11 protein-coding genes and 1 tRNA gene are annotated in these 13,357 nt (G+C 60.4%); 6 read left to right on the top strand and 6 right to left on the bottom strand.

Annotation, left to right across the window (positions count from 1 at the left end):
* Positions 1-107 precede the first annotated feature (107 nt).
* The 3 genes from BUE30_RS03910 to BUE30_RS03900 all read left to right on the top strand — a co-directional run bounded on the left by BUE30_RS03910 (position 108) and on the right by BUE30_RS03900 (position 2,841).
* Positions 108-626: a molybdopterin-dependent oxidoreductase gene (locus tag BUE30_RS03910; RefSeq protein ID WP_073326569.1), complete on the top strand. Its 519-nt coding sequence runs from the start codon at positions 108-110 to the stop codon at positions 624-626.
* A gap of 11 nt (positions 627-637) precedes the next feature.
* Positions 638-2,632 carry a putative bifunctional diguanylate cyclase/phosphodiesterase gene (locus BUE30_RS03905; protein ID WP_073326568.1) on the top strand — a complete coding sequence of 665 codons (1,995 nt, stop codon included), beginning with the start codon at positions 638-640 and terminating at the stop codon, positions 2,630-2,632.
* Positions 2,633-2,751: 119 nt separating this feature from the next.
* A tRNA-Ser gene (locus BUE30_RS03900) sits at positions 2,752-2,841 on the top strand.
* 219 nt (positions 2,842-3,060) lie between these two features.
* On the opposite strand, the gene BUE30_RS03895 is transcribed toward BUE30_RS03900, so the two are convergent.
* The 4 genes from BUE30_RS03895 to drt3a form a co-directional block, all read right to left on the bottom strand.
* Positions 3,061-3,501 (bottom strand): hypothetical protein, encoded by a 441-nt coding sequence (locus tag BUE30_RS03895; protein WP_073326567.1) that lies wholly within the window; start codon positions 3,499-3,501, stop codon positions 3,061-3,063.
* Between the two features lie 54 nt (positions 3,502-3,555).
* Positions 3,556-4,053: a hypothetical protein gene (locus tag BUE30_RS03890; protein WP_073326566.1), complete on the bottom strand. Its 498-nt coding sequence runs from the start codon at positions 4,051-4,053 to the stop codon at positions 3,556-3,558.
* Positions 4,054-4,349: 296 nt separating this feature from the next.
* On the bottom strand, positions 4,350-6,266 hold the full coding sequence (gene drt3b, locus BUE30_RS17470; RefSeq protein ID WP_139300482.1) for an antiviral reverse transcriptase Drt3b: 1,917 nt from the start codon (positions 6,264-6,266) through the stop codon (positions 4,350-4,352).
* Complete coding sequence (gene drt3a, locus BUE30_RS03880; protein WP_083601113.1) at positions 6,259-7,533, bottom strand: antiviral reverse transcriptase Drt3a; 1,275 nt, start codon at positions 7,531-7,533, stop codon at positions 6,259-6,261. The genes drt3b and drt3a overlap by 8 nt, the downstream gene beginning before the upstream one ends.
* 484 nt (positions 7,534-8,017) lie before the next feature.
* Here drt3a and BUE30_RS03875 point away from each other — a divergent pair, with 484 nt between their 5' ends.
* The 3 genes from BUE30_RS03875 (at position 8,018) to BUE30_RS03865 (ending at position 10,360) form a co-directional block, all read left to right on the top strand.
* Complete coding sequence (locus BUE30_RS03875; protein ID WP_139300481.1) at positions 8,018-9,235, top strand: plasmid recombination protein; 1,218 nt, start codon at positions 8,018-8,020, stop codon at positions 9,233-9,235.
* A gap of 236 nt (positions 9,236-9,471) precedes the next feature.
* A complete protein-coding gene (locus BUE30_RS03870) occupies positions 9,472-9,900 on the top strand; it encodes a hypothetical protein (RefSeq protein WP_139300480.1) in 429 nt (142 codons plus the stop codon).
* Positions 9,901-10,096: 196 nt separating this feature from the next.
* On the top strand, positions 10,097-10,360 hold the full coding sequence (locus BUE30_RS03865; RefSeq protein WP_073326561.1) for a hypothetical protein: 264 nt from the start codon (positions 10,097-10,099) through the stop codon (positions 10,358-10,360).
* Between the two features lie 50 nt (positions 10,361-10,410).
* On the opposite strand, the gene BUE30_RS17465 is transcribed toward BUE30_RS03865, so the two are convergent.
* Complete coding sequence (locus BUE30_RS17465; protein WP_139300479.1) at positions 10,411-11,295, bottom strand: AcrVA2 family anti-CRISPR protein; 885 nt, start codon at positions 11,293-11,295, stop codon at positions 10,411-10,413.
* Between the two features lie 129 nt (positions 11,296-11,424).
* Positions 11,425-12,750, bottom strand: a complete 1,326-nt coding sequence (locus BUE30_RS03860) for a DUF6538 domain-containing protein (RefSeq protein WP_073326560.1) — start codon at positions 12,748-12,750, stop codon at positions 11,425-11,427.
* Positions 12,751-13,357 lie beyond the last annotated feature (607 nt).

Below are 13,357 nucleotides of genomic sequence, written 5' to 3'. Positions count from 1 at the left end.
CGGCAACCGGGATCGCGTCGCGCGCAGGTCGTTGGCGGGAAAGTGATCGCTTAACCCGCTGGCAAGGAAGCCCGCCTAGGCTGGGGGAAACACAGCGCGAGCCGCCGATGGTCCCTCCCGTTCTCTTCCGCCTCCTCTTCGTCCTGACGTGTCTGTCGACGCTTCCCGCGCTCGCCGATCCTCCGCAGGGGGCCGTTCCCGTCACCCTCTCCCCCCTGCCCGCGACCGCGACGCTTTCCGTCACCGGGGCGGACGGGCGGACCGTGACCTACGATCAGGCGGCGCTCGAGACGCTGCCGACCTACGCCCTGATGACCGACACTCCGTGGCACGCGTCGACGCGCTTCGAGGGGGTCCTGCTGTCCGACCTTCTGGAACGGCACGGCCTGACGAGGATGGCGTTCGAGGTCGTTGCCGAGAACGACTACGCCACGATCTTCGACATCGGGGCGGCGGCGCGCGACGCGGTGCTGATCGCGACCCGCGCCGACGGCGACCGGTTGGTGCTGCGCGACCGCGGCCCGTTCCTGTTCGTCGTGCCGGCGGAGCTGCGCGAGGATCGGGGCGGACCGGTGGGCGAGCGCTACCTTGTCTGGATGGCCGCCCGCATCGCCGCCGCCGGCTGATCGCCCGGCGCATGCCGCAGGCCTCCGCCCCCGATCCCAGCCCGCTCGACCGCGGCCTCGACGTAGCGGGGTCGCGCGCCGGGCGCATGGTGATCCTGCTCGTCATCTTCGCCGTGGTCGCGATCAACGCGATGAGCCTGCGCGAGGGCATCGCCCGCCTCGCCGAGGCCGAGCAGAGGTTCGACCGCGACACGATCCGCACCGGCGCGGCCGCGCTGGTCGACATCCACCGGCTGGAGACGGTGGCGGCCCGCTTCGCCGGGCAGGACCCGCCCGAGCAGGCGGCCCTGACGGCCGTGACCCGCGCCGTCGACATGCTCGTGACCCGAGCCGGCTACCTGTCCACCCTCGTTCCCCCGGGGTCGACGGATCGCGACGCCGTGGCGACGATGGAGGGGCTGATCCGGCTGGGCGAGATCGGCGACGACTGGCTCGCCGGCGGGCAGGACGATATCGGCGCGCTCTACGCGCAGGTTTCCGGTCCGGTGGACGAGACCGAGCGCGCGATCGCCCGCTGGCTCGAGAAATCGCACCACGCCCAGCGTGACGCGCTCGACGCCGCGCTCGCGGCGCTGCTGCGCAATTCGCGGCTCCACGCCGTGCTGATCGGGGCCATCCTCGCCTTCTGGCTTCTGGTCAGCGGCCTGCTCGCGCGCGAGGTACGGGTTCGCCGCCGCCGCAACCGCGCGGAAGGACGGGTGCGCTACCTCGCCTATCACGACAGCCTCACGAACCTGCCGAACCGCGCCTTCTTCACCGAGCGCGCGGCCGTGATCTTCGCCCCCGGCGGGGCCCCGGACGCGGCCCTCGCCTGTCTCGACCTCGACGGATTCAAGCAGATCAACGATTCCCTCGGCCACCAGGCCGGGGACGCCGTGCTGGCGCGGGTCGGGACCGCCCTGTCCGCGCTGGCCCGGGACCATGCGCTCTTCGCCGCCCGGCTCGGTGGCGACGAGTTCGCCGTGATCTCGCCGGGCGGCCTGACCCCCGGCGAGCTGGGGGAGGCGATCCTCTCGGTCCTCGCGGCCATCCCGCCCCCCGACGGGACGGCCCTGCCGATCCGGGCCTCTGTCGGCGTCGCCACGGCGGCGGCCGCCGATCGGCTGGACCTGCGGGGCATCGACGGGATGACCCGCGCGGCGGATTTCGCGCTCTACCGGGCCAAGCGCGGCGAGGTCGCCGCCCGCGCCGCGCTGTTCGACGAGCCCGCGATCGCGGCCTTCCGCCTGCGCCGGACCAGGCTCCATGCGCTCGAGCGGGCGGTCGCCTCCGGCGGGCTCGAGGTCTGGTTCCAGCCGAAGGTGACGCTGGCCGACGGCCACCCCGCGGGCTTCGAGGCGCTGGTCCGCTGGCGCCACGAGGGCGAGCTGATCCTGCCGGACGAGTTCATCTCGCTCGCCGAGGAATGCGGCCTGATCGTCGAGATCGACACCTACATGCTGGGCGCGGCCACGCGGCGGATGGCCGAGTGGAACGCGCGGGCCGGCACGGCGCTGCCGGTCAGCGTCAACATCTCCGCCCGGCATCTGCGGCTGCCCGGCCTCTGCGCCACGGTCGAGGCGGCCCTCCGGGAGAGCGGCCTGCCCCCACCGCTCCTCACGCTGGAACTGACGGAAAGCGTCGCGGTGGAGGACTGGGCCAGCGTCGACGGCGTGATCGACGGGATCCGCGCGCTCGGGTGCCGCGTGTCGCTCGACGATTTCGGCACCGGCTATTCCTCGCTCGGCTACCTGCGCCGGATCCGCGCCGACGAACTGAAGCTCGACCGCAGCTTCCTCGTCGGGATCGACCACTCCGCGCCCGCGCGCCAGATCGTGCGCGCCGTCGTGGACATCGCCCGCTCCTTGCGCCTGACCACGGTGGTCGAAGGGGTGGAAACGCCCGAACAGGCGGCCATCGTCCGCGCGCTGGGCTGCGACGTCGGCCAGGGATTCCTCTACGGCAGCCCCGCTCCCGCCGCGAAGGCGGTCTTCCCCCCCGCCCCGCCCCGCCGCCGCGCGGGATGACGGGCCTCGCCGCCCGACCCCGCCTCCTGCCCGCTCCCCTGGCGAGGCACGCGCACCCGCACGGCAGGGCCGGCGATTTGGCCTTGTTTCCCTGCCACGCGATGCGTAGACGGGTCGGCGGAGACGTGGCCGAGTGGTCGAAGGCGCTCCCCTGCTAAGGGAGTAGGCGGGAAACCGTCTCGAGGGTTCGAATCCCTTCGTCTCCGCCATATTCGCTGCCCTTCAGGCCGAAAATATCAAATAATACCAGAGCTTTAGCACTATCCTACCCTAAAAGCGGTCCAGGCATTGCTACACAATTTGCTACACATTTCCGGGATGCGTTCCGCCAGTATGAAGCAGAAAGTGAAGCAGGCGCGCCGACATCTGGTAGCAGCAGAAGGTTCGTCGGCACGCCCTGACGCGGGTGTTCCGGCCCGCGTGTCTCATCAGGCTGCGGAGCGCAGCCCCTCCAGGGCCTTCTCGGCGCGCAGGATGTCGTGCACCGCCGAAAGGGTGGCGTAGAGCTCGATCAGCACCGCGAGGGCGTTCGACAGGCGATCAGCCTCCGGTGTGAGGCGTTCCTGGCCCCAGGTCTTGTAGTCGGAGACGTTCTCCGGGCTGTGGTCGTAGCGCGTCTCGACGTAGGTGCCCTCGGCAATCTCGGCATCGAGGACACCGACGAGCTCGTGCAGCATCGCCAGGATGCCCTTGTCGAAGATCTGTCCGGCCCGCAGCAGCGCGGCCAGTTTCTTGGCCTCCTGCTTCGGCTTCGGCGCGACGAGGTCGAGCACGTCCTGGTCGATCCCGGTTGCTGCAGCCCGCGCCAGCGGGAAGCACGAGGCGGCCATGGCGGTGATCTCGGAGGCGGATTTGAAAGGCATATCCATTGGTCTTTCCTTGTGTTGATTGAGAGGGAGGAGCAGCTGCGAGAGCGCGGTTCCCTATTGGAAACCGCGGTCTTCGCGCGCCTGCTCTTCCCGCCGCTGTTCTTCGTAGTAGTAGGCGGCAATGTCGGCCTCGGCCTGGATCCGTGCCCGGACGGCGTTCATCCGGTCCAGCAGAGCTTCATCGAGGCGGCCGATGATGTGCGGGCTCTTGGAGCGTCCGTGGAAGCCGCTGTGGTTCACGTGCACGATGATGCGCCGTGCGCAGACGAACCGCGTGGGCTTCGACAGCCCGGCTGTCTCCCGCGCGGCGCACCGCTTGACGATGACTTCGTAGCCGCGGCTCGCGCGCGTGTCCGCCGACGTGCCGTAGGCGATCTCCACGAAGCGCTCGTCGCCCTTGGTCATCGTGTCGAGCACGAGGCAGGGACGGCGCTTCGGCGCACCTGACTCGTCATCCTCCTCGGCTAGAGGAAAGCGGAACAGCACGACATCGCCGCGCTGCAGATGCACGCTATTGCCGGCCGGCGTGAAGGGTTGGGGGTGGTGATACATGAAGGCCTCCTGTGGCGTGGGACAACGACGCCAGCTGGACAGCCTGCTTGCTCCAGACCTCCGAACGGCTGCGCGTCAAATTGAGCGCGCAGCCGTTCGGAGGTCTGGACGATTCTTGACGCGACAGTGCGCGACTACTTGCTCGTGCCAAAATGTGGAGTTGCGACGATGTGGAACACGCTCATGTGTGTAAGACCAACTGGTCAAGCCAAAAGAAAGGCCTGGCCAAGATGGAAGCATCCAATGCAAAAGCACCCTCAGCGATCTAGCGCAGGAACCACACCGTCAATATCTCACTAACTTGAAAAGTATACTGGAGGCAAGCGTTTCTGCAAGATCGCGAACTGAATTCCGGTCTCCTGCCAATTCACAAATCTAAGGTGGGGACAGATTTTGTCAAACTCTTCCTTACCTATCTCAACTCCTCCCGTAACATCATTAAATGTCGTCCATCTGAGGTCAAAATCCACGTAAGGACAGGAAACGAAGTCACAGAAAATAAGGTGATCTTCACAGCTTTTATGAATGTCAAACTCATCGGATAGAACGCGATTTCGAATTGCGATCGCGAACTCGCCAGCCTCTACGCTTCCTGCGCTCCCGTGTGCATGAAGCAGACATAACATAGAGAAGTAGCATGTCTTTTTTTCTTCAAGGATGTCTGACAGAACTAACTTCGCGCCCGCTTGCGAAACAAAAAGCCCAGGGTCAATGAGAAGCCCTATGAGGAAAGCGTTCGCAATTTCAAGAGGCAAGTTCGATCCGTGCGAGTCGTAATTAGATGAAATCAACTGATCAGTCTCAAAAATGACATACGACCTGATGTCGTGTGACATGGCTTCGGGAGCTCTGATTAGAAGTTCACTAAGCTTTCTAAGGATTTCCGCCGAGCGAATTAGTGGAGGAACGCGAAAGTCCAAGGAGAGTAGGTAATAAAGTATGCGAACCAAAAATTTCGCGCGCTCGGAAAGATCGATCCATTCGTCTTCGCTAAGGTCTTCTTTGGCGAATTCTGACATTTTTGCAATCGACGAATGGAGCGCTCCATAGATTTCGGAGGTGGAGCTTACCATTGCCGCTCTTTCGGAGCCACCAATGTGCCGAAGCGCGTCCAAGGAGGACCTAATTGCTTTCTTAGTTTGCTTCCTTGGTTCATCATCTGCCTGAGGTCGTTTAATTAGGCATTCCTCAATTCGCCTTGCGACTCCATGTACTTCGAATTTAACTCTAGAAACGGAAGTTACGAAAGGCCGTTCAAAGTCTCTAGCTTTGTCCAAGTTCAGAAACATTTTATACTCTTCGAGGCTGTCGGAAAGAAAGCGCTCAATTCTATCGAGTGTACCTTCTTCGTCTGCAAAGATATGGAAGTCGTCTACATATCTTCGTACCGTATAGTCTCGACCTTCTCTTAGCCCCGTTTGTTCGGCCGAGGCCGCAACTTCCAGATCAATGCGCTGCAAGATAATCTCGGCGAAAATTCTGGATGCCTCAGGTCCAACCAAGAGTCCCGCGGTTTCATTGTAATTCGCGTGCTGCATAACCTCATCAAACTGTTGCTCAAAAGAGTACATCTTCGAATTATCTTTAGAAAAATCTTTCTCCTTAACAGCCCAAGAAATTGAGTGCGTATATATATTGAAGAAGCAGCGCGATACATCGAGGGTTCGGAGCCGTGAGAACCGGCTCTCAAGGCGAACCAGCTCGTTGGAAGAAAAAAACCTATCGAGAAGTAGGAACCGTTGGTACGCAAAGTACGAGGGTACATAGGGGGTCGATATTTTTTGCCCAGGTAAATCGTCTGGCAGGTCAGCTTCCCACCTTCTCCGGACATCTTTTGAACTTCCCTTAGTGAATATGCGTTGCGAAGCGGCCGGATATCTGAGCGAAAACGGACTCCTCGCGCAAGATTGCAATATTGTCTGTTCGAACTCGCTATACAGCTTGGCTATCCGAAGCTGTATAGTAGGGTGAATGATGCTTATAGTGTTTTTTTCGCGATGCGATCTGTTAATCTTGTATGAGAAGGGCTTTGTATAGCCCTTCCGGGATCGTCTCACGAAATCCAACTTTTTTCGTTGAGCGTCGCTCAGGTCGCCGATTTTCAGCTCAGAAAGAAAGAAGTTTTCGTTCGTAAAGCCAAAGGGCAGTTCATAGGGCAACGTTTCGGTTAAGAGTGCGCGAAGTTCTTTCATCTTTGAGTCGATATTAGTCATTGATCCAAATCCGACATATTTGTCGCATTCGCGCTCTAGTGAAGCGCTTGTCGATTCGTTTTTTATATCCCTGGAGGTAGCTCAGCCTCCTGAATTGCTCTTTTATGGGCGCGGATAGTGCGTTTATTGCAGTGGAGTAGGTACTGTTCGGTCTAAACAATAATGCATTCATGTGAGCATCTAGGGCCGCCAGCTCTTTCGCGTTGTATGGCTCTTTTGTTCTTCCTGACTTGTTCGAGGGGAACTGACCGCAGTGCTTGTAGTTGTAGTATATTCCCGCTCTTATCTTCTGCTTGCGTGCGCCGCGAGTGTGCCGAGTCTTGTATGTTGAATAATTAGAGGTCAGGAATTGCAACCGGTCCAAAAGAAGATCGGTGTTTCCATTCTGGGAGAAGTCCTTGAATGCGAGGTGCATACGTGACTGGCGCTTCTTTAGTTTTGTTTGGGCGATTGCAACGTCAAATGCTCTTGTTTGATAGCTTTTCGTCACGTTATCAATCTTGAAGTCGTAACCCAAAAAGTTGAATGATTCCAAGCGCGGGTCTGCGGTTTGGGATGATTTCATAGATTTAATGTAGACTTCTGCTGTTTTTTCGTTGAGCTCGAGTCCAATTTCCGCGAGCTCTTCACTGATGCGATCCAGTGTAGGCTTATCGGGAAGTGAAAAAACGACGATGTCATCTGCGTATCGAAAATACCTGTGGACGTTGGGAAGCCTTCGAATGGTTTTGTCAAACTCTGCTAGGTAGATTTCGGACAACAGCGTGCTGAGCGCAAGCCCTCTCGGTACAGATGTTTCTGCGATTACGTCTGTATCTTGCAGGTGTTGAAGGATTGTCCGGATCCTTGGGTCCGTACGAGTATCGCATATGATTTGCTGGTTCAGTTTTCGCGCAGCTATGTTCTCATAAAACCCTTTGACGTCGCATCTTGTAACTATGAAAGGTGACGCCTCACTCAGAGCTTCTTGGAGGCCAAGAACCATCAGGTCTCTATTTGGCGGCCGAACGGAGTACTGCTTGGACAGCCTACGATAGGTGGCCCGAAGTATCAGGTCAGTTTCAAAATCTTGCGCGTAGTACCTCGCCTTCCCGTTGGGCGTATTCTTGTGGCCTAAGTTTAGTGTGGGCGGGGCGGTATCGAGGCGAGAAATCGTTCTGTTGATCAAAGCGTCCTTGCCTGTTTCCAGATCGACTCCCCATCGCCCGGAGTCTCCGACACGTAGACAGTTTGCGATGGCTTGTGGAGAAAAGGCAGAGGTTAGCATTTATTTCGGCGCATTTCCGTTCGCATTGGTCCGAAGTCCTCGTGATCACTTATCGTTTGTGGTGAGCATATGCCGGCGAAATGTGGAGAGCAAAGGCAGTCTTGCGTGTGCGTTAGTTGATCGGCCGATGTGGCCGCCGAGGGGTGCAGGGGCGTGGCGAACGGCCCCTGCGAGCAGGCGGGGGTTCGGGGGAGGAGTGCGGAACGACGCTCCCCCGGGAGCAGGGGTTGCAAGGGGAGTGCGGAACGATGACCTTGCCGCCCTCCGCGCAGGAGTGCCCGCCGCACAGGCGCCCCCGGCGGGCGGGGTTCCGGGGCAGCGCCCCGGGCGAACGGCAGGCCGAACGCAGGCACCGCAGGTGCCGGAGTGCGGGCTGTTTAGTGAGTAATGACCCCACACATCCGTTCGTGGCTGCGTCTGGCCGATTTCTCCGGTGCGGGAAAACATCAACCCATTTTCTGACCTCAACGTTTGGAGGTCAGACATGGCAAGCAAGAAGCACCCGGTGGTCCTGCGGTTCGAGGGCATGGACCCGAGCGACATCGGCGGCTACGAGGCGCATCGCTATCGAAAGGGCGGCGATCTCGGGCACATCGACCGGAACAAGCCGAAGCCCCGCCGCCTGATCGGCTCCGAGACCTGGGCGGAAGAGGCGCGTGCCGAGATCGAGCTGATGAAGGTCGAGACCTTTGCGGCTGAACTCGAGGATCTCGACCGGAGGAACCGGCGCAAGGATCTCGAAAAACGGCAGATCGAGGGGCCTCGGGATCCCTGGCGGACTTCACGTCACGGTCCGATGCGCGAACTCATCCTGACCGCCAACAAGGACTGGTTCGACCAGACCGAGAGCAGTGACGTCGAGTTCAGCACGTCGCGAGAGGAACTGTTCGAGGAGCGTGCCGTCGCCTGGCTGCGCGACAACTTCGGCGACGACGTCATCCATGCTCGCGCTGATCTCGACGAGCAGGCCTATCACATCCATGCAGTCATCATGCCGCGCGCGACCGTCAGGAAATACGGGACCGAGTGTCGGGTTCTGCAGCCCTCGATTCATCCGCTCATCAAGGACTATGAGGCCGCGCAGGACAGCGTCGGCGAGTGGTTCAGCGAAATCGGTCTACGGCGCGGCGAGAAACGCAAGCAGGCCATCCGTGACGCGCTGAACGACGGTCGGAACCCGCCGATCAATCCGCGGCACGTGCGACCCGCGGAATGGCGCGCGAAAGAGGAAAAGCGCCTCGCCAAGAAGGCCGCAGAACTCGAGACGCGCGAGCGCGACGTCGTCGAGCGCGAAGACAATGCGGAAGCTGTCTTGGACTTCGCCGACGCGGTGGCTATCGGCAAGATCGACACCAACGGGCAACCGGTCAACGGCGTCAGCGCAGACAGAAGCCTGCACCTGCAGTCACCGGTCAAGAAGACAACGCTTGGCTTCGCCACTGCGCGCAAGGCCTTCCGGGCGGTTGCAATGCGGCTCGGCGCGAGGGCCGAAGAAAAGGCTCAAGAGCACATCGCGTCCGAGGTCGCAGAGATCAGGGCGGCGGATGAAATCATCCTCGAGATCACCCGTTCGTTCTCGCGGGATCAGCGTGAGCGGATCGCGCAGATCCGGCGAAAGCTGACCGCGAAAATCATGGCGCTCGATCCGCGGGCGAACGGACGCCCGGATGCTTCGAAGACAGGAGACGGAGACCCGCGATGAATGGCGCAGCTAACCGCAAAATCTTTCACATGAAAGGTCATGGATGCTGGGAGGGGAAAATATTCTCCATGTATATCATGCGTTTATTCCGTCAGAATCCGCTGCAAGAGTTTTTTCGTCTTCGGAAGATGGAGTCAGTCACCGGCCGCGACTCCATTTGTTGCGCAAGCCGGATGCGGCGGGCGGCAAACCCAAGGCTCCGGTGACATCGCAACCAAACAACCGGAGTATTCCAAATGAAAAAATCGCTGTCCCAGAAACCCGCCCGCAAGCCCCGGTCGTCGACGATCCTCGGCTCCGAACAGGTCTATCGAGAAATAGCGAAAGCGAATGCCCGAGTTGCAGTCGTCGCCGAGAAAGTGACGCGAAAGGACGAGAAGGTCCAACGCGAGGCGCGGCTGGCTATCGCTGAGACCTTCGACGCGTGGCTCGACTGGATGGAGGAGACGGCACCCGAGCAGGTCGAAGACGTCTTCTTCGAGCTCGGCTGCTTCGCCACCGCCACGAACCGTCGCCGGATGTTCAAGCATGCCAAGGCGCCGGAGGGCGTCGCTGAGCGGGCGCAGGAGCAGGTCGACCAGTGGAAGGCTGAGGAAGAAGCAGCCAAGGCCGCCGCAGTCGAAGAGGCGCAAGGCAAGTCCGGCGATGCCGAAGGCCATGCGTGATCTCATTGCCCCGTGCGCAGAACGTGCGCGGGGCCAAACCAAACCCGCGAACGCAGTGTTTCCACATCACGAACTACCCGTATGCGACCGCCTTCGCTATATGAACGGTCCGAACACAGGAGACCCGACATGTAAGCACCCAGCCCCCGTCCCCCGAAACCAGCCGCGCTCCTGCGGTGGTGGGGTATGGAGTGCCATGTCGACCAGACACGCCGCCCGGGCCGCGGCTCCCGAAACCGCCCACATCCGCCAAAACCCGACCGTATCGCTGCAACGCAAGATCGACAGGGTCCGCCACGCCAGGGCGAAAATTGCCCAACAGATCACCAGCGGCGAAGAGTGGATGCTACCCTTACTGAAACGGTTCAACGCCGAACTCGCCCAGCTCGAAGAGACCCAAGGTCTCCTCCTCCAAGCCACCGAAATCGCCAGCCACGCCGCCCTTCACCGGGCGGCGTGATGCGTTTCGCGCAGGCATCATCACTATAGAAAAATTCGCCGACAAGCAGTCTATGATGTGATGTGCCGAGGCTTCATGAGTGGCTTCCCCTCCCCGCGAACATGGGCTTTTCTCCATGTGAGCTTTCCGTTTCTCGCCAAGAACAAGTGGCCTCTCACCCAGTGCGCCGACCTCCTGAGCCTTCCATCCGCCTTGGCCTCTTCGTGTTGGAGCTCTGCGGCAGAATAGCCTTCCTTCCCGAGACGGATTATCGAAAGGCCATATTTCGGAGCATTCTCCCCCCGGCGCTCGAATTGCTTTGCTATCTGCTTCGATGGTGGACGAGATTCTTCTACGTCGAGCACCTCAGGCCGGCGATGGAGCCCAGCGATAGCCAAGAGCAAGGCGACACAGCGTATTGCGTATCGAACAGTCTCTTCTTCGCGTTCTTCAACCGTATCTCTGCCAATCTGGTCGCGAACAGGTATTCCGCGCCTCAAACGACCTTTCTTCTGTTCGGCGAAAAAATCTTGATGGAATGCGACAGGCGTGTCGCTCATCTCGACGTGCCCATTGCGTTTGAAGAGCACCTCCGAGCCAGCGTAGAGAATCACCAGTTCTTTATCTTCTGGCACCTTGAACAGTTGTGCTGTGAATACCCGCAACCCTTCGGATGTAAAATCGGCCACAACACCGATGCGACCCTCATTCTTTCTGTCTTCAGTCTTCGCGTCGAACTCCAACCAGATTGTCTCAAATGGCAGCTGCACCTGACTCACTGCCTGAAAAAAATCCTCTTGGCTGAGCTTTTGAACACCCTCCTGAAGAAAATCGACGCCGGCGGGGTCAACGTAAAATGCAAAGGCGCCCTTGATCCGTTGCTCGATGTCTCGCGCGAAGGCGTCATCACCATTCGAAATCAAAAGACTTGAGGGTTTTCGCAGATCCTTGAGCACCTGCTCTCGGAACTTGATTGCACGCCCTATACTGGCCTTCATATCACACCCATAGTTTCGTCGGCGCTGAATGCAGAACTTTTAGCGTGGCGACACTGAAACCGCAGACACTTTTTTACTTATGCCGTCCTATTCCAAATGGCCGGGCACAGGCAACATGACTTTCTTGGACAGTGCGTGTCGCTTCGCCAGCGGTGTGGCGTCCCCATACACCGGCCGGTTCCTGATCTGCCTTACGCTGTGCCCCATCATCTCGCCGCTGAGATCCATTCGCTTCGTTTCGGCGAGGATCCTGGTCTCCCATGTGTGCCGGACCCCTCCGATGGTGTGATCTGGCGACGGTAGCAGCCCGTTGTTGCGCATGTATTGGTTCATCGTCGCCGAATAGGTGCTCTTCCCCCGGTAGCGCGGGAAGCCGCCGGGATGGCGCTTCGCCGCAGCCAGCGCCACTCCGACCAGGGGGACCTCGCGAACAGACGACGTGTTCTTGATCTCGCGGCGGTTCTCGCCTTCTTCGAACTTCAGCCGAAGATGCGGGATCGGGTGATCCAGCATGATCGCCTCCGGCGGCAGGTCGCAGATCTCCGACTGGCGGCATCCCGTCTCGACGGAGATCAGCAGGATGTCCCGCGCTTCGTCGTTCGTGCCATCGAATGCGCCGGGCGCGAACCACTTCTCGGTGATCCAATCCACGGGGATCTCGAGCTTGCGGCTCTCGGCCTTGTGCCGATCCTTCAGCGAGACGCGATGATACGGATACGGTGGGTCGGGTTGCGCGATGCTCTCGTAGTAACGGCGCAGCATCCCGGCCATGTTGGCAAAATCCTTGTTGGCGCTCTCCATCGAGAGGTTCTCGGCCGCGATCTTCTTCTGCCACCAAGCCTTGTGCTTCAACGCGGCAGCGTGGTCGATCTCGGACACCAGCACATCCTTCCCGCCGAGCGCAGCCTGAAGGTTGGCGGCGGCGCGCTTGCGCGGGTTGCGCCATAGGCGCATCTGGTTCTCGCTCTTGTAGCGGTTGTCGTGGGCCGCAATACGCTCGACCTCTTCGACGAGGCCGGAGAGCCGCAGAGCTGGCTCCTCCACAGCGCCGAGGAGCGCCTTGGCGGTCTCTGTCGCGGGATCGGCAGAGGACGCCTCCACGCGCTCCAGAACGTCTTCCAGCGGCGCCTCCAGGAGGTCGGAAAGCGGCCTGTAGGCAAAGCCTCGGGCCTGAGCGATCTTCTGCGCCGCGCGATACGCGTCGGCCTCCTCCGGGCGCTCCTTGATGACGGTCATCTGGTCGAGCTCGGCGAGCAGCTTCGCCTTCACGTCCGGCAGCAGTTCCCGCGCCCGGCGCTCGCTGTCGGTCTCAAGGCTGCGGTGAATCTCATTGCGCCCTGCGACCGCCAGATACCGCTTCGGCACGCGCATCCGCAGGTGCCAGGTTGTCCCGCGCTTGATCAGTCCCGCCATTCGTGGCACCTGCTTTTCTTGTTTGTTGTCGTCGAGAGCGGGCCAACGGCCTGCTACACAATTTGCTACACATTCGACCTTTTTACTGAAGTCCGATGATGGCAGAAACATCATAGAAATAAGGCATTTTCAGCGCGCAGATCGTCGCATTCGAATCTCTTCGTCTCCGCCACATTCAAACACGGAATCCATCCACGGGCCCCGAACGGGGACCTCTTTCCGTTTCAAAGGGCCTTGGCAGGGCCATCCGCCCTTCGGAGACTGGGTGGCGACGCAGGATGAATCTCCGATTGCTCTGCGTCCCTCTTCTAGCGCCCCTCGACGGCCACGGGACGGCGTAAAGCATCCTCGCATTCCCGAAGCGTTGCCGCGCTCACACGTCCGCTCCGTTCGCGGTCAATTCGGGAATGGATACTGACACGGAGGCGCAGGACGGTCGCGAGGACGGCTCCGTGGCGGCCGATCCCCAAAGTGACGCGGAAGCGTCAGAAGCGTTCCAGGACCCTGCCGGACTCCGACGCGAGTAAGGCTCCGTGATCTCGAAGCTGAAGGAGGGGTCGAACCCGGATCCGACGAAGTGCGGCGAGAGCTTTGACGCGGCCTGCCT

This window comes from Wenxinia saemankumensis (genome assembly GCF_900141735.1).
Taxonomy (GTDB): domain Bacteria; phylum Pseudomonadota; class Alphaproteobacteria; order Rhodobacterales; family Rhodobacteraceae; genus Wenxinia; species Wenxinia saemankumensis.
This window is presented reverse-complemented; position numbering and strand designations above follow the sequence as displayed.

Bases quoted from the DNA above. Each gene is read 5' to 3' on its own strand.
- BUE30_RS03910 (WP_073326569.1), top strand. From the start codon at position 108: ATGGTCCCTCCCGTTCTCTTCCGCCTCCTCTTCGTCCTGACGTGTCTG.
- BUE30_RS03905 (WP_073326568.1), top strand. From the start codon at position 638: ATGCCGCAGGCCTCCGCCCCCGATCCCAGCCCGCTCGACCGCGGCCTC.
- BUE30_RS03895 (WP_073326567.1), bottom strand. From the start codon at position 3,501: ATGGATATGCCTTTCAAATCCGCCTCCGAGATCACCGCCATGGCCGCC.
- BUE30_RS03890 (WP_073326566.1), bottom strand. From the start codon at position 4,053: ATGTATCACCACCCCCAACCCTTCACGCCGGCCGGCAATAGCGTGCAT.
- drt3b (WP_139300482.1), bottom strand. From the start codon at position 6,266: ATGACTAATATCGACTCAAAGATGAAAGAACTTCGCGCACTCTTAACC.
- drt3a (WP_083601113.1), bottom strand. From the start codon at position 7,533: ATGCTAACCTCTGCCTTTTCTCCACAAGCCATCGCAAACTGTCTACGT.
- BUE30_RS03875 (WP_139300481.1), top strand. From the start codon at position 8,018: ATGGCAAGCAAGAAGCACCCGGTGGTCCTGCGGTTCGAGGGCATGGAC.
- BUE30_RS03870 (WP_139300480.1), top strand. From the start codon at position 9,472: ATGAAAAAATCGCTGTCCCAGAAACCCGCCCGCAAGCCCCGGTCGTCG.
- BUE30_RS03865 (WP_073326561.1), top strand. From the start codon at position 10,097: ATGTCGACCAGACACGCCGCCCGGGCCGCGGCTCCCGAAACCGCCCAC.
- BUE30_RS03860 (WP_073326560.1), bottom strand. From the start codon at position 12,750: ATGGCGGGACTGATCAAGCGCGGGACAACCTGGCACCTGCGGATGCGC.